The sequence below is a fragment of the Pseudomonas sp. NBRC 111124 genome, assembly GCF_001320245.1.
GTDB lineage: Bacteria > Pseudomonadota > Gammaproteobacteria > Pseudomonadales > Pseudomonadaceae > Aquipseudomonas.
Genome location: NZ_BCBA01000058.1, coordinates 21529 through 36637 on the forward strand (window position 1 = coordinate 21529; position 15109 = coordinate 36637).

Annotated in this window: 13 protein-coding genes; 7 read left to right on the forward strand and 6 right to left on the reverse strand. The window is 63.6% G+C overall.

The window, feature by feature from the left end; all coding sequences use genetic code 11:
- The first annotated feature begins 136 nt into the window (after positions 1-136).
- The 6 genes from livH to APH28_RS22185 all read left to right on the forward strand — a co-directional run bounded on the left by livH (position 137) and on the right by APH28_RS22185 (position 6253).
- On the forward strand, positions 137-1060 hold the full coding sequence (gene livH / locus APH28_RS22160; protein ID WP_054886946.1) for a high-affinity branched-chain amino acid ABC transporter permease LivH: 924 nt from the start codon (positions 137-139) through the stop codon (positions 1058-1060).
- Positions 1057-2313 (forward strand): high-affinity branched-chain amino acid ABC transporter permease LivM, encoded by a 1257-nt coding sequence (locus tag APH28_RS22165; RefSeq protein ID WP_060512665.1) that lies wholly within the window; start codon positions 1057-1059, stop codon positions 2311-2313. The genes livH and APH28_RS22165 overlap by 4 nt, the downstream gene beginning before the upstream one ends.
- Complete coding sequence (gene livG, locus APH28_RS22170; protein WP_008097486.1) at positions 2310-3077, forward strand: high-affinity branched-chain amino acid ABC transporter ATP-binding protein LivG; 768 nt, start codon at positions 2310-2312, stop codon at positions 3075-3077. Before APH28_RS22165 ends, livG begins: the two co-directional genes overlap by 4 nt.
- Positions 3078-3779, forward strand: a complete 702-nt coding sequence (locus APH28_RS22175; protein ID WP_003254879.1) for an ABC transporter ATP-binding protein — start codon at positions 3078-3080, stop codon at positions 3777-3779.
- 88 nt (positions 3780-3867) lie between these two features.
- Complete coding sequence (locus tag APH28_RS22180) at positions 3868-4542, forward strand: COG3650 family protein (protein WP_060512666.1); 675 nt, start codon at positions 3868-3870, stop codon at positions 4540-4542.
- Between the two features lie 103 nt (positions 4543-4645).
- Positions 4646-6253: an NAD(P)/FAD-dependent oxidoreductase gene (locus tag APH28_RS22185; RefSeq protein ID WP_060512667.1), complete on the forward strand. Its 1608-nt coding sequence runs from the start codon at positions 4646-4648 to the stop codon at positions 6251-6253.
- Between the two features lie 104 nt (positions 6254-6357).
- Here APH28_RS22185 and APH28_RS22190 read toward each other — a convergent pair whose 3' ends face one another.
- The 6 genes from APH28_RS22190 to dinG all read right to left on the reverse strand — a co-directional run bounded on the left by APH28_RS22190 (position 6358) and on the right by dinG (position 14542).
- Positions 6358-6822 carry a glycine zipper 2TM domain-containing protein gene (locus APH28_RS22190; RefSeq protein WP_060512668.1) on the reverse strand — a complete coding sequence of 155 codons (465 nt, stop codon included), beginning with the start codon at positions 6820-6822 and terminating at the stop codon, positions 6358-6360.
- Positions 6823-7044: 222 nt separating this feature from the next.
- A complete protein-coding gene (gene pdxH / locus APH28_RS22195) occupies positions 7045-7692 on the reverse strand; it encodes a pyridoxamine 5'-phosphate oxidase (protein WP_060512669.1) in 648 nt (215 codons plus the stop codon).
- Between the two features lie 19 nt (positions 7693-7711).
- Positions 7712-8689, reverse strand: a complete 978-nt coding sequence (locus APH28_RS22200) for an OmpA family protein (protein ID WP_060512670.1) — start codon at positions 8687-8689, stop codon at positions 7712-7714.
- A 99-nt stretch (positions 8690-8788) separates the two neighbouring features.
- On the reverse strand, positions 8789-9934 hold the full coding sequence (locus tag APH28_RS22205; RefSeq protein ID WP_060512671.1) for a serine hydrolase domain-containing protein: 1146 nt from the start codon (positions 9932-9934) through the stop codon (positions 8789-8791).
- Between the two features lie 144 nt (positions 9935-10078).
- Positions 10079-12316, reverse strand: coding sequence for a beta-galactosidase (locus tag APH28_RS22210; protein ID WP_060512672.1), 2238 nt, complete (start codon positions 12314-12316; stop codon positions 10079-10081).
- An 81-nt stretch (positions 12317-12397) separates the two neighbouring features.
- Positions 12398-14542, reverse strand: coding sequence for an ATP-dependent DNA helicase DinG (gene dinG, locus APH28_RS22215; protein WP_060512673.1), 2145 nt, complete (start codon positions 14540-14542; stop codon positions 12398-12400).
- A gap of 97 nt (positions 14543-14639) precedes the next feature.
- On the opposite strand from dinG, the gene APH28_RS22220 reads away from it, so the two are divergent.
- Positions 14640-15104: a CopD family protein gene (locus tag APH28_RS22220; RefSeq protein WP_060512674.1), complete on the forward strand. Its 465-nt coding sequence runs from the start codon at positions 14640-14642 to the stop codon at positions 15102-15104.
- The last annotated feature ends 5 nt before the right edge of the window (positions 15105-15109 follow it).

Below are 15109 nucleotides of genomic sequence, written 5' to 3' on the forward strand. Positions count from 1 at the left end.
TTGTTTTACGAGGTTCATGGGCCTGATCCCCGCGATCCGGGGGCCAACCCACCTGAAAATCTTAAAACCGTCACCCGCGGTTTCCTGGCCGTACCCCCGCCAGCGAAATGCAAATCAGGTTTTTAGGAGCGCTGTAATGCCTGAGATCTACCATTTCTTCCAACAACTGGTTAATGGATTGACCATCGGCAGCACCTATGCCTTGATCGCCATCGGCTACACGATGGTGTACGGCATCATCGGCATGATCAACTTCGCCCACGGCGAGGTGTACATGATCGGTTCCTACGTGGCCTTCATCGCCCTGGCGGGCCTGGCCATGATGGGTATCCATTCGTTGCCGATCCTGATGACCGTCGCCTTCGTCGCGACGATCTGCGTCACCAGTGCCTATGGCTACAGCATCGAACGGGTTGCCTACCGTCCCCTGCGCAACAGCAACCGCCTGATCCCGCTGATTTCCGCCATCGGCATGTCGATCTTCCTGCAGAACACGGTCTTGCTGTCGCAAGACTCGAAGGACAAATCCATCCCCAACCTGATCCCCGGGAGCATCTCCTTCGGGCCGGGCGGCGCTGAAGAAGTCCTGGTTTCCTACATGCAGATCCTGGTCTTCGTGGTCACCCTGGTGGCCATGACCTGCCTGACCCTGTTCATCTCCCGTTCCCGCCTGGGCCGCGCCTGCCGCGCCTGCGCCGAGGACATCAAGATGGCCAACCTGCTGGGCATCAACACCAACAACATCATCGCCCTGACCTTCGTCATCGGTGCCGCCCTGGCGGCCGTGGCGGCCGTGCTGCTGAGCATGCAGTACGGGGTGATCAACCCCAACGCCGGTTTCCTGGTGGGCCTCAAAGCCTTCACCGCGGCGGTACTGGGCGGCATCGGCAGCATCCCGGGCGCCATGCTCGGCGGGCTGGTGCTGGGCGTGGCCGAAGCCTTCGGCGCCGACATCTTCGGCGACCAGTACAAGGACGTGGTGGCATTCGGCTTGTTGGTTCTTGTCCTGCTGTTCCGGCCGACCGGCATCCTCGGCCGCCCGGAGGTTGAAAAAGTATGAACAAAAATCTCAAACAGGCGTTCTTCAGCGCCTTGCTGGTCTGGGCCGTGGCCTTCCCGGTGCTGGGCCTGAAACTGAGCATCGACGGCATCAGCCTGGCGGTGCACAGCCAGGGTTCGTTCACCATCAGCATCATCGCCGTGTGCTCGGTGCTGATGTTCCTGCGTGTGCTGTTCGACAAGCAGTGGAACTCGGTGATGGGCCGTCGCTCGGATCGCAAGCTGATCCCCCCAGCTGTCAGCAACTACCTGACCCTGCCGAAAACCCAGCGTTATGTGATCATCGGTCTGATCATTGCCGCATTGGTGTGGCCGTTCTTCGGCTCGCGCGGGGCGGTCGACATCGCCACGCTGATCCTGATCTACGTGCTGCTGGGCCTGGGCCTGAACATCGTGGTCGGCCTGGCCGGCCTGCTGGACCTCGGCTACGTCGGCTTCTATGCCGTCGGCGCCTACAGCTACGCGATGCTCTCGCACTACCTGGGCTGGAGCTTCTGGGTCTGCCTGCCGATCGCCGGCCTGATGGCTGCCACCTTCGGCTTCCTGCTCGGCTTCCCGGTGCTGCGCCTGCGCGGTGACTACCTGGCGATCGTGACCCTCGGCTTCGGCGAGATCATCCGCCTGTTCCTGCGTAACCTCACCGACTGGACCGGCGGCCCCAACGGCATCAGCAACATCCCCAAGCCGGAGTTCTTCGGCCTGACCTTCGAGCGCAAGGCCGCCGAGGGGATGCAGACCTTCCACGAGTTTTTCGGGCTGGAATACAACTCGATCAACAAGGTCATCTTCCTCTACCTGGTCGCCCTGCTGCTGGCCCTGCTGGCGCTGTTCGTGATCAACCGCCTGCTGCGCATGCCGATCGGCCGTGCCTGGGAAGCGCTGCGTGAAGACGAGATCGCCTGCCGTGCGCTGGGCCTGAACCCCACCATCATCAAGCTCTCGGCGTTCACCCTGGGTGCCTGCTTCGCCGGTTTCGCCGGCAGCTTCTTCGCTGCGCGCCAGGGCCTGGTGACGCCGGAGTCGTTCACCTTCATCGAGTCGGCGATCATCCTCGCCATCGTCGTGCTCGGCGGCATGGGTTCACAACTGGGCGTGATTCTCGCGGCAATCGTGATGATCCTGTTGCCCGAGCTGATGCGTGAGTTCAGCGAATACCGGATGCTGATGTTCGGTGCGCTGATGGTGTTGATGATGATCTGGCGTCCGCAAGGCCTGCTGCCTATGCAACGTCCCCACATGGAGCTGCATCGATGAGCCGTGAAATTCTGCAAGTCAGCGGCCTGAGCATGCGCTTCGGCGGCTTATTGGCGGTCAACGGCGTGGCCCTGACCGTCAAGGAAAAACAGGTTGTGGCGCTGATCGGCCCGAACGGCGCCGGCAAGACCACGGTGTTCAACTGCCTGACCGGCTTCTACAAGCCAAGCGGCGGCACCATCCTGCTCGACGGCCAGCCGATCCAGGGCCTGGCCGGCCATCAGATCGCCCGCAAGGGCGTGGTGCGGACCTTCCAGAACGTGCGCCTGTTCAAGGAAATGACCGCGCTGGAGAACCTGCTGATCGCCCAGCACCGTCACCTGAACACCAACTTCTTCGCCGGCCTGTTCAAGACCCCGAACTTCCGCCGCAGCGAGAAGGAGGCCATGGAGCGCGCGCAGTACTGGCTGGAGAAGGTCAACCTGACCGAGTTCGCCAACCGTACCGCCGGCACCCTCGCCTACGGCCAGCAACGCCGCCTGGAAATCGCCCGCTGCATGATGACCCAGCCCCGGATCATCATGCTTGACGAACCGGCCGCCGGCCTGAACCCGAAGGAAACCGAAGACCTCAAGGCACTGATCGCCTACCTGCGTGAGTCGCACAACGTCACCGTGCTGCTGATCGAGCACGACATGAAGCTGGTGATGAGCATCTCCGACCACATCGTCGTGATCAACCAGGGCACGCCCCTGGCCCACGGCACGCCGGAGGAGATCCGCGACAACCCTGATGTGATCAAAGCCTACCTGGGGGAAGCGTAAATGCTGAAGTTCGAGAACGTTTCCACCTTCTACGGCAAGATCCAGGCGCTGCACAGCGTCAATGTGGAGATCAACCAGGGCGAGATCGTCACCCTGATCGGTGCCAACGGCGCCGGCAAGTCGACCTTGCTGATGACCCTGTGCGGCTCGCCGCAGGCGCACAGCGGCAGCATCAAGTACCTCGGCGAAGAACTGGTCGGCCAGCCGTCCTCGCACATCATGCGCAAGAGCATCGCGGTGGTGCCGGAAGGCCGCCGCGTGTTCGCCCGCCTGACCGTCGAGGAAAACCTGGCCATGGGCGGTTTCTTCACCGACAAGGGCGATTACCAGGAGCAACTGGACAAGGTCCTGCAGCTGTTCCCACGCTTGAAGGAGCGTTACATCCAGCGCGGCGGCACCATGTCCGGCGGCGAGCAGCAAATGCTGGCCATCGGCCGGGCGCTGATGAGCAAACCCAAGCTGCTGCTGCTCGACGAGCCGTCGCTGGGCCTGGCGCCGATCATCATCCAGCAGATATTCGACATCATCGAACAGCTGCGCCGCGATGGCGTGACGGTGTTCCTGGTGGAGCAGAACGCCAACCAGGCGCTGAAGATCGCCGACCGGGCGTATGTGCTGGAAAACGGCCGGGTAGTGATGCAGGGCACCGGTGAGGCGCTGCTGACCGACCCGAAAGTGCGCGACGCCTACTTGGGCGGTTGAATGAAAAAGGGCCTTCGGGCCCTTTTTTCTGCCTGCAGGACGTGTATCGTGGCCAGCTCTTTGGCAAAGATTTCCCGGAGCCCGCCCCATGCGTCTCACCCCTACCCTGCTGCTCACCGCCCTGCTGCCCCTGTTCGCCGGTTGCCAGTTGCTGGCCGAGCAGCCCCGTGACCCGAACATCGGTACCACGCGCATGCAGGGCGAACTGAGCGCAGGCGGCGGCCGGCTGCTGTTCAAACCTTGCGGTGAAAGCCGCCACTTCGTGATCAACGACGTCGCCGGCACCGGAATCCTCCAGGAGTCCGCCAACCTGGCCAAGGACGCCAACGCCAAACTGTTCGCCGACGTCCGTGGCCGCCTCACCGGCGCCAAACAGGCCGACAACGATGGCCAGCTGGAAATCAGCCGCCTGTACCGCCTGGAGCACTCCACCCGCGCTTGCGACGACCCCAACTTCAAGCAGCTGACCCTGCGCGCCAGTGGTCATGAGCCAGACTGGGACATCAAGGCCAGCGGCAAGGGCATGGTGCTCAACCGCGTCGGCAAAGACCCGCTGCCCCTGCCGTTTCTCGAAGAAGAGGTACCCGGCGGCGGCCTGACCCTGACCAGCGAGGCCAACGGCCAACACGCTGAACTGTGGGTCGCCCCGCAACGCTGCGTCGACAGCATGAGCGGCGCGGTGCGTCACCTGCGCGCCGAGCTGCGCATCGACGGCCAGACCCTGCACGGCTGCGGTTACTACGGCGGCGCGCGCGACAACTGATCGCCGGGCGCTTTTATCCTGCCAGTCAGGGCGGCTAACAGCTTATACTTGGCGGTTTGTGTAAAGCCGCCGGCCGCCCATGGCCGGGATACTGGACCCTGCCATGCTACGAATCACCGAACTGAAGCTGCCCCTGGACCATCCCGACGAAGCCCTGCGCGAAGCCATCGTCCAGCGCCTGGGCATCCGCGATGAGCAACTGCTGAGCTTCAACCTGTTCAAGCGCAGCTACGATGCGCGCAAGAAGAACAGCGAGCTGCTGTTCATCTACACCATCGACCTGGAAGCCAGCAACGAAGCCGAGCTGCTCAGCAAGTTCGCCGATGATCACAACATCGGTGTGGCACCCGACGTCACCTACAAGTTCGTTGGCCAGGCCCCGGCCGACCTGCAGGAACGCCCGATCGTGGTCGGCTTCGGCCCGTGCGGTATCTTCGCCGGCCTGCTGCTGGCACAGATGGGCTTCAAGCCGATCATCCTCGAGCGCGGCAAGGAAGTGCGCCAGCGCACCAAGGACACCTGGGGCCTGTGGCGCAAAAGCGTGCTCAACCCCGAGTCCAACGTGCAGTTCGGCGAAGGCGGCGCCGGGACGTTCTCCGACGGCAAGCTCTACAGCCAGATCAAGGACCCGAACCACCACGGCCGCAAGGTCCTGGAAGAGTTCGTCAAGGCCGGCGCCCCGGACGAGATCCTGTATATCAACAAACCGCACATCGGTACCTTCCGCCTGACCGGCATGGTCGAGCAGATGCGCCAGGACATGATCGCCCTCGGCGCCGAAGTACGCTTCCAGGAGAAAGTCACCGATCTGCTGATCGATGACGGCCAACTGACCGGGGTGGTGCTGGAGAGCGGCGAGCAGTTGCACTCGCGCCATGTCGTCCTGGCCTTGGGCCACAGCGCCCGCGACACCTTCCGCATGCTGCACGCCAAGGGCGTGTACATGGAAGCCAAGCCGTTCTCGGTCGGTTTCCGTATCGAGCACCCGCAAACGCTGATCGACAAGGCACGCCTGGGCAAGTACGCCGGCCACCCGAAACTCGGCGCCGCCGACTACAAGCTGGTGTATCACGCCAAGAATGGCCGTTCGGTGTACAGCTTCTGCATGTGCCCGGGCGGCACTGTGGTCGCCGCTACCAGCGAACCCGGCCGCGTCGTTACCAACGGCATGAGCCAGTATTCGCGTAACGAGCGCAACGCCAACTCCGGCATCGTCGTCGGCATCGACCCCGAGCGCGACTACCCGGGCGGCCCGCTGGCCGGCATCGAACTGCAGGAGCGCCTGGAAGCCCACGCCTACGTCATGGGTGGCAGCAACTACCAGGCACCGGCGCAGCTGGTGGGCGACTTCGTCGCTGGCAAGCCCTCCACGGCCCTGGGCAGTGTCGAGCCGTCGTACAAGCCAGGGGTGACCTTGGGTGACCTGGCACCCAGCCTGCCGGACTTCGCGATCGAGGCCATACGCGAGGCACTGCCGGCATTCGACCGCCAGATCAAAGGCTACAACCTGCATGATGCGGTGCTGACCGGCATCGAGACCCGCACCTCTTCGCCGCTGCGCATCACCCGTGGCGCGGATTACCAGAGCCTGAACATGAAAGGGTTGTTCCCGGCGGGTGAAGGGGCGGGGTATGCCGGCGGCATTCTTTCGGCGGGCGTGGATGGTATCCGCATTGCCGAAGCCGTGGCTCGAGACATCCTCGGCCTTTGAAGCTACAGGCCTGCTCGCGGGCACGCCCGCGAAGAGGCTGGTACAGACAATAAAAAACCCCGAACAGGCCTGGCCTGTTCGGGGTTTTTTCGTTACCGCTACGATCAGTGCGAAACGCGGCTGGTACCGTCAACGGTCATGATGCGTACGCGGTCGCCAACGCGGAAGACTTCATTCTCCTGCACGGCCTGCACGTAGGCGCGCATGCTGCCATCGTCTTCACGCACGGTGATTTCCACGCCCTGGGTACGGGTGATGCCTTCCTCGGCAGCCGAACCTGCCAGGCCACCGGCCACAGCACCGATCACGGCGGTGACGATGCTGCCACGGCCGCCGCCAATGGCGCTGCCGGCCACGCCACCGACGATGGCGCCAGCACCACCGCCGATTGGGGTCTTGGTGCCTTCAATCTTGACCGGGCGCAGGGATTCGATGGTTCCCATGCGCACGGTCTGCACACGACGGGCCTCATCACGGGAATAGCTGTCACCGGTCAGGCTCGAGGCACAGCCACCGAGCAGCAGCGACAGGGTGGTGAAAGTCGCCACCAGCAAAGCGGATTTACGCATGGGTACAATCTCCAGAAAACAGGTGTCCATTAGACGCTGCGCGTTGACGGCTGTCACGGCGCCAGCACAAAAAAATTATTTCCATTCAGCCCCTGTACAGCCTTGTACGGACAGTAATGCGGGCGTTACAACTCAGACCAAGGATAGCCACGGATTACTTCATTCGTTGTGAAGAAGTGTGGGCTTGAGAAGGGAATGGGGCTGCCGGGCAGCCCCAGAAAGTCACGGTGCCAGGCGCTCGCGTGCCCACTGCGCGTCGATCAGGCGGTAGTTCAAGCGGTCATGCAGGCGGCTGGCACGCCCCTGCCAGAACTCGATCCGCTCCGGCAGCAAGCGGTAACCGCCCCAATGTTCCGGGCAATGCGGCTGGGTATCGGAAAAGCGCGCCTCAGTGGCCTTGACCAACCCTTCGAGCTCCTCACGATTGGCAATCACCCGGCTCTGCGGCGACGCCCAAGCCCCCAGGCGACTGCCCAGCGGGCGCACCTGGTAGTAGTCATCCGACTCCTTGGCCGTGACCTTTTCCACCCGTCCTTCAATCCGCACCTGGCGCTCCAGCGCCGGCCAGAAGAAGGTCATGGCAGCGAACGGGTTGGCCAGCAGCTGCTGGCCCTTGGCGCTGTCATAGTTGGTGAAAAAGGTGAAGCCACGGTCATCGAGGCCCTTGAGCAGCAGCACGCGGCAATGCGGGCGGCCCTCGCCATCGACCGTGGCAAGGGTCAGAGCGTTGGCCTCCACCGGTGGCTGTTCGGTCTTGACGGCATCGGCAAACCACTGGTGAAACAGGGCGAACGGCTCACCCGGGGCCTGGGCTTCTGCCAGGCCATCGCGGGTGTAGTCGCGGCGCATATCGGCCAGGGATTGGGTCATGGCTGCGTTTCCTTGACGATCAGTTGGTCTTCGCAGGGCTGTTGACGGCTACCTTCTTGTCGGTGGTAGCGGCTTTCTTGGCGGCAGGCTTGGCCGGTGCGGCTTTTTTCTTGGCGGTAGTCTTCGCCGCAGGCTTGGCAGCGGCTTTCTTCGCAGCTGGCTTGGCAGCCGGTTTCTTGGTCTCGACAGGCTTGGCGGCAGGCGCCTTGGCATCCTGTACGGCAACCATCGAGGCCGGGGTTGCCACCGGCGCCGCTTGTTGGTACTTGGCCAGCAGGGCCAGCATGGTGTTCTGCGGCGTCAGCAGCATTTCCACACGGCGGTTCAGTGCACGGCCTTCCGGGCTGTCATTGGCGGCGCGCGGCATCTCCGAGCCCATGCCCTTGAGCGACAGGCGGTCACGCTGCAGGCCGCTCAGGCGGAAGATGGCCGATACTGAGGCGGCGCGCTCCAGGCTCAGCTTCTGATTGGCGGCCGCTACACCGCTGGTGTCGGCATGGCCCAGGACCAATACCGCAGTTTTCGAGTCACCTTCGACAGCCTTGGCGACACGGGTGATCGGGCCCAGGGTCATCGGCAGCAGCATGTTCGGGCGATCCGGGTTGTACGAGCTGTCGACCGGGATGGTCACCACCAGCACGTTGTCACGGCGCTCCAGCTCCAGCTTGCTGTCCTTGACTGCCTCACGCAGCTTTGGCTCGTACTGGTCCAGCCAGGCCTGGGTGGCCTTTTCATCGATCTTCGGTACGACAGGGCCTTTGGCTTGCTTGTCATCACCGCCAAACGGCCACCACCAGTGGCTGGCGCTCTCGGATTTGGCATCGGCCTTGGCGACTTTCTCGGTTACCGCCGCTTTCACTTCCTTGTCGGCAACCTTGTCCGAACCGAACGGCCACCAGCTGCTGCCGCCGTCCTTGGAGGCGTCCTGGGAGTGGCTGGCGCAACCGGTCATAGCGGTCAGGCACAGGGCGAGAGCTAAGGTTTTATGTGAAGACATCAGCGATACACCATGAAATTGAAAGATATTTTGCCAACGCACATCAGGCGCTGGCATTGAGGATAGTCAAAGGGTGTGCGTAATACCCGCTTTACCCGATCAAAGGCAAGTGCCAAGCACACGCACCAGCTTCTGGGCTCTTGGATCCATGAGTACGTAGGGGCCAAGGGTATTGACCACGAAACCAAAGGCCACGTCGTGCTCCGGGTCGGCAAAACCGACCGAGCCGCCAGCGCCTGGATGGCCAAATGCACGGGCGCCGAGACCGAAGGTAGCGTTGGCCACCTCGGGCTGATCGAGCATGCAACCCAGGCCGAAACGGGTCTGGGTCAACAGGGTACGGTCCTGACCAATGCTGTGCTCGCGGGTCAGTTCGTCAAGCAGTTCGGATTCGAGCAGGCTGCCGTCGAGCAGGCCCGCATAAAAGCCAGCCAGGCTGCGTGCATTGCCGTGGCCATTGGCCGCCGGCTGCTGCATGCGCCGCCATTCAGGCTTGTTGGTGCTGGTCAAAATGGCGGGCGGATTGGTGAAGGCGCGGGTCGACAGCGCCTCGGGTTCACGCATGGTCACCTGCAACAGGCGCTGGGCTGCGGCATCACCCGCGTTGCCCTTGCCACGGGCAATGTGCGCCACGCGGTGGAATTCTTCGTCGGCCAGGCCGACGTGGAAGTCGAGGCCCAGTGGCCGTGCGGTCCGGGCGACGATCGACTCCCCCGGGCCACGGCCATCTGCGCGGCGGATCAGTTCGCCGACCAGCCAGCCGTAGGTGATGGCGGCATAGCCGTGTTCGGTGCCGGGGGTCCACCAGGGCGTTTCGGCGGCCAGGGCATCGACCATGGCCTGCCAGTCATACAGGGCTTCAGCGGGCAGCAGCTCGCGGATGGCCGGCAGGCCGGCACGGTGGCTAAGCAGCTGGCGCAAGGTGATGTTCTGCTTGCCGGCCTGGGCGAATTCTGGCCAGTAGCGCGCCACCGGGGCATCCAGGGCAAGCTTGCCCTCGCCCACCAGCTGCAGCGCCGTTACGGCGGTGAAGGTCTTGGTGCAGGAAAACAGGTTGGCGATGGTATCGCTGTGCCAGGCCTGCTGGCCGTCCTTGTCGGCGCTACCTGCCCACAGGTCGACCACGGTCTCGCCACCGACCTGAATGCACAGCGCCGCGCCACGCTCCTGGGGATCTTCGAACAATGCTGCGAACGCTTCACGCACTGCTTCGAACTTCAGCTCATAGTGACCCTGGATCTGCACCCGCTGTTCTCCGTACGACCATGCTGACAAAGGCGTGCATTGTTTCAGTAGTTGGGGCTTTTGCCTACTGGGCAAGGCCGGATGGTCTGCTACGAAGCAACGGCGTCATTTGTGCCAGGGGCGCAGAGCGCCCCTGGTAGACATTCAGGGGGCCTTTTTCTCCAGCTCGCCGCGCAACTGACCAACGGCCTGCAGATTGCTCTTGCGCACCGCCTCGACGAACGCCGGGTATGGCACATCGGTGATCGCCACCAGGCCCAGGTGACCGTTTTCGCCATCGAGCAAGCGCCCGCTGGCCGGTTGATCGAGGTACTGGAACCAGTGCGCGCCAACGATCATCGGCTGAGCAAGAGCGGCCTTGAGGAAGTTGCCGTAGGCCGGCCCACGGTCCTCTTCCCTTGCCACTTCCACCGGCCCCGGCCAGAACGGCCCACGGTCGCGCGAACCGAACTGGAACTCCGACACCAATACCGGTTTGTCGAGTTCGGCAAGGCGGGCGAAATCGTAACCATCCTCAGGTTTGAGGGTATAGAAGTTGAAACTCAGCACATCGCAGAACTCGGCACAGGCCTTGACCGCTTCTGGCGTGCTCACGGCATATCGACCGCCCAGCAGCAGGTGGTTAGGCGCATGCCAGTTCAGCGCATCGGCAATGGTCTTGAAGTAGGTTTCGGCGAACACCTGTTGGAAATACTGGTAGTCACGCTCGATCTCCGGGTGCTCGGGGTTCGGCAGTGGCGCCTCGAAGCCCGGGTCTTCCATCAGCTCCCAGGCCTGCAGATCGATGCCCCAGGCCTTGGACAGCCCCTCCTGGTTGCGGTACTTGTCGCGCAACTGCTTGAGGAAGGCGCGCTTGGCCGGTACATCTGTGGTCAGGCGAAGGGTGCCGTAGGCCAGGCCATAGCGTGCCTTGGGGTCATTGCCGGGTGCAGCCCAGGCCAGTTCGTTGTCGGCAAAATAGCCGATCAGCCAAGGGTCGTCGCGGTGATCGCGAGTAGCAATGGCCACGGCACGTTCCGTGGCCATGGCAAATCGTGGGTCGAACGGGTCAGGCATGCGACCCCACCAGTCCATGCCGGTACTGATGCTGGCATAGTCGCCGACGATCGACAGCGGCAAGGTATAGGGCATGCGCCTGGCCTGGCCAAAGGCCGGGTCGCTCCAGTTGCCCAGGGTGTTGAAGCCCCAGGCCTGCAGCCGGTCCAGTGTATGCCCTTGCCAACGCTCGGCATCCAGCGCCAGCGGCGGGCACCCGGGGTCGGCCTGCCCTTCCACGGCTGGCGGGCAAGGTTTGCCATAGGTGCGCTGGATGTTTGCGGCGTAGAAGTCGAACCAGCGCCCCTGCTTGAAACTACGCCCTTGCGACGAGGCGTTGCCATCATCGTTGTTGCCTTCACCATAGTAGGCGCTCAGTGCGTCGCCTTCACCTGGCAGCGCCTTGAACATGCCTTCGCGGCCGGCGACATAGGTGCGCCCACCATCAGCGGCCACCGCATTGACGCCCAGCGAGAAGAACGCGTGCCCCTGCGGCGTGACCAGGTACCAGCGGCCGTCGCGCTTCTGCGTGCGGAAAAAGCCCTTGGCCTCGAACGCCGGCCCGGCCAGCAAACCACCGTAGTTGTCCAGTGGCTGCTTCTGCTGTTCAGCCAGCCAGCTCTTGAGCTGCTGCTGTTCACGGCTGTCGGCGGCCTTTAGCTGCTCGTCACTGGCGATTTTCTCAGGCCAGTGCCCTCGTGTGGACTGGCCGTAGGCGTCGATCAATTCGTGATAGGCCGCCTGGTAGGCCAGGTTGTCGTCCTGGATGCCGACCTTCTCGATCAGCACGTTCTGCGCCACCTTCGGGGCCGGAATGGTCAGGCTGACGGACACGACCTGCTTGAGGTCGACCTCACCGGCGCTGCTGGTCAGCAGCAGCCGTTGCCCTTCGTAGACCCATGGCATGGGTGGGCCTGCACGCATGCCCTGGCTCAGCGGCGAACTGGCCTTGAGCGGCACCATGACCGTTTGCGCAGGCCCTGCAGGCAGGTCGATACGGCTGGTCAGCGTGCGTCCATCACTGCCGAGCACGGTGACGTCAACGGTCAGCGCCCAGTCCTGGGCGCTTTGCATGCGCAGGGTGAGGAACTGCCCGGCCGACCAGTTCCACACGCCGCTCTGCGGGCTCAGGCGCAAGGTCGGCCGCTCGACCGGATTGAACACCACCCGCCTGAGCACCTCGCCTTCGGCCGTCTGTTCCGCGTTGTATTGCGGCATGCCGGTGCCTTCGGTCGCCACATTGACCACCGAGGCCGGGCGGACGAAGCTGAACAGTGTCTGCTGCCCGGCCAGCAAAGGCGTGCTGAAAAGCAGGCTGAGTACCACGGGCAAGGTGCGGCGGATCATAGGGCTGAGGCTCTCCTTCCAGGCCCTCATGAGCCCGCGACTGAGTAGTGGACAACGGGCCGGGGCATCATGCTCCGGCCGTCAGGAAATCTCCCGCCGGAACGGCGGCAGCGCATTGAGAATAGCCTTGCCGTAGCGCTGTGTGACCAGACGCCGGTCCAGCAAGGTAATGACGCCGCGATCCTGCTCGGTACGCAGCAGGCGACCGCAGGCCTGGATCAGCTTGAGCGAGGCGTCGGGCACGGCAATCTCCATGAACGGGTTGCCGCCACGGGCTTCGATCCATTCAGCCAGGGCCGCCTCGACCGGGTCGTCGGGCACGGCGAAGGGGATCTTGGCGATCACCACGTGTTCACAATAGGCGCCTGGCAGGTCGACACCTTCGGCGAAGCTGGCCAGGCCGAACAGCACGCTGTGCTGGCCATCGTCGACCCGTGCCTTGTGCTTATTCAAGGTTTCCTGCTTGGACAGGTTGCCCTGGATCAGCACCAGCTTGCGCCAGTCGCGGTCCAGGCCATCGAACACTTCCTGCATCTGCTTGCGTGAGGAGAACAGCACCAGTGCGCCGCGGGCATCTTCGACGATACTCGGCAGCTCGCGAATGATCGCCGCAGTGTGTGCCGCCGCATCGCGCGGGTCGGCTTTGAGATCGGGGACCCGCAACAGGCCGGCATCGCCGTGCACGAACGGGCTGGGCACCACGCAGGTGACGGCATCGCGGGGCAGCCCCGAGCGCATGCGGAAGCGGTCGAACTTGCCCAGCGCGGTCAAGGTGGCCGAGGTCACCAGGGCGCCATGGGCGACACTCCAGAGGCTGCGACGCAACATGTCGGCGGCAAGAATCGGGCTGGCATTGACCTCGATGTCGAACAGCGCACCACTTTCGGCCAAGGTCAGCCAGCGCGCCATGGGCGGGCTGTCTTCCGGATCTTCGGCGGTGAACGCGGTCCACAGCTCCCAGTTGCCCTGGGCACGAGTGACCAGGCTGCCGAACAACGGGTACCACTCCTCGGCCTGGTGGCTGGCGATGCCGATGTTGACCTCGCCATCCATGCCTTCTTTAAGCAGGTCGGCCAAGCGGGTGAACAGGTCATTGAGGCGGGCGAAGCCCTTTTTCAATTCGATGCCGACTTCGCGGATCTGCTCCGGCACCACACCGCCCTCGAAGCGATAACGCGGGCGCTCACGGCCTTCGGTGTCCTCGCTCGGACGGAAGTCGGCGACCTGCTCGCACAGGGTGAACATGAACTGCTGCTGGGTACGCACTTCGCGCGCCAGCTCCGGTACCTGCTCGATGTACTTGCCCAGGTCGCCTGGCAATGGGTGCTGGGCCAGCAGCTTGGTAAGGTTCTTGGCGGTCTGCTCCAGCCAGTCGGCGGTGGAGCGCAGGCGCGAGTAATGGGCGAAATGGCCGATGGCCTTGTCTGGCAGGTGGTGGCCTTCGTCGAACACGTACAGGGTGTCACGCGGGTCGGGCAGCACCGCACCACCGCCCAAGGCCAGGTCGGCCAAGACCATGTCGTGGTTGGTGACGATCACGTCCACCTTGCCCATGCCCTCACGGGCCTTGTAGAACACGCACTGCTGGAAATTGGGGCAGTGGCGGCCGGTACACTGGCTGTGGTCGGTGGTCAGGCGCGCCCAGTCCTGGTCCTCGACGGCCTCCGACCAGCTGTCACGATCGCCGTCCCAACGGTTGCCGGCGAGCTTCTCGATCATGCTGTTGAACAGCTTCTGGCTGCGCTCGTCGACCTCGATGTGGAAGCCTTCTTCTTCGAACAGCTGGGCAGTGGCCGACTGCGCGTGGCCCTCCTGCAACAGGATGTCGAGCTTTGACAGGCACAGGTAACGGCCACGGCCCTTGGCCAGGGCGAAGCTGAAGTTCAGCCCGCTGTTGCGCATCAGGTCCGGCAGGTCCTTGATGACGATCTGCTCTTGCAAGGCCACGGTCGCGGTGGCAATCACCAGGCGCTTGCCAGCGGCCTTGGCGGCCGGGATCGCGGCCAGCGCATAGGCGACCGTCTTGCCGGTACCGGTACCGGCCTCTACCGCAACCACGGCGGGTTCGCCAGCGCGGCGGCCTTCGTCGTCACAGGCGATGTCGCCGAGCACCTTGGCCACTTCGGCGATCATCAGGCGCTGGCCATACCGCGGCTTGAGGCTCTTGGCTTCGAGAAAACGCGTGTAGGCGCCCTGAATGGTGGCTTTGAGTTCGTTGCTGATCATGGTCTGCAGGCGCCCGGAGGGCTGGATATATTTTCAGTGTTTCGCATGGGCGGCTATCATACCCCGCTATTGCCCTTTGTGCCGCATGGAGATCCGGATGGTTGCCTTTGCCCTGCCCTACACACTGCATGTCCTCGCCGCCCTGGTATGGGTCGGCGGCATGTTCTTCGCCTGGCTGGTACTGCGCCCGGCAACGGTTACCGCGCTGGAAGGGCCTGCCCGCCTGCGCTTGTGGGTGGAAGTTTTCCGACGCTTCTTCGTCTGGGTCTGGCTGGCTGTGGCGATTCTGGCGATAAGCGGTATCGGCATGTTGCACATGCGCTTCAACGGCTTCGAGACGGCGCCCAAGTATGTGCATGTGATGATTGGCGGCGGGATTGCCATGTTCGCACTGTTCATGCGCATTCAGGCCTTGCTGTTGCCGGAGCTCAAGGCAGCCGTGCAGGCTGAAGACTGGCCGACGGGCGCTGCGGTGCTGGGACGGATTCGGCGGATGGTGGGGATCAACCTGCTGCTGGGCCTGGCGGTCGTTGCGGTCGCCAGCTCGCGTCTACTGATGTAACGGGC

Bases quoted from the DNA above. Each gene is read 5' to 3' on its own strand.
- livH (WP_054886946.1), top strand. From the start codon at position 137: ATGCCTGAGATCTACCATTTCTTCCAACAACTGGTTAATGGATTGACC.
- APH28_RS22165 (WP_060512665.1), top strand. From the start codon at position 1,057: ATGAACAAAAATCTCAAACAGGCGTTCTTCAGCGCCTTGCTGGTCTGG.
- livG (WP_008097486.1), top strand. From the start codon at position 2,310: ATGAGCCGTGAAATTCTGCAAGTCAGCGGCCTGAGCATGCGCTTCGGC.
- APH28_RS22175 (WP_003254879.1), top strand. From the start codon at position 3,078: ATGCTGAAGTTCGAGAACGTTTCCACCTTCTACGGCAAGATCCAGGCG.
- APH28_RS22180 (WP_060512666.1), top strand. From the start codon at position 3,868: ATGCGTCTCACCCCTACCCTGCTGCTCACCGCCCTGCTGCCCCTGTTC.
- APH28_RS22185 (WP_060512667.1), top strand. From the start codon at position 4,646: ATGCTACGAATCACCGAACTGAAGCTGCCCCTGGACCATCCCGACGAA.
- APH28_RS22190 (WP_060512668.1), bottom strand. From the start codon at position 6,822: ATGCGTAAATCCGCTTTGCTGGTGGCGACTTTCACCACCCTGTCGCTG.
- pdxH (WP_060512669.1), bottom strand. From the start codon at position 7,692: ATGACCCAATCCCTGGCCGATATGCGCCGCGACTACACCCGCGATGGC.
- APH28_RS22200 (WP_060512670.1), bottom strand. From the start codon at position 8,689: ATGTCTTCACATAAAACCTTAGCTCTCGCCCTGTGCCTGACCGCTATG.
- APH28_RS22210 (WP_060512672.1), bottom strand. From the start codon at position 12,316: ATGATCCGCCGCACCTTGCCCGTGGTACTCAGCCTGCTTTTCAGCACG.
- dinG (WP_060512673.1), bottom strand. From the start codon at position 14,542: ATGATCAGCAACGAACTCAAAGCCACCATTCAGGGCGCCTACACGCGT.
- APH28_RS22220 (WP_060512674.1), top strand. From the start codon at position 14,640: ATGGTTGCCTTTGCCCTGCCCTACACACTGCATGTCCTCGCCGCCCTG.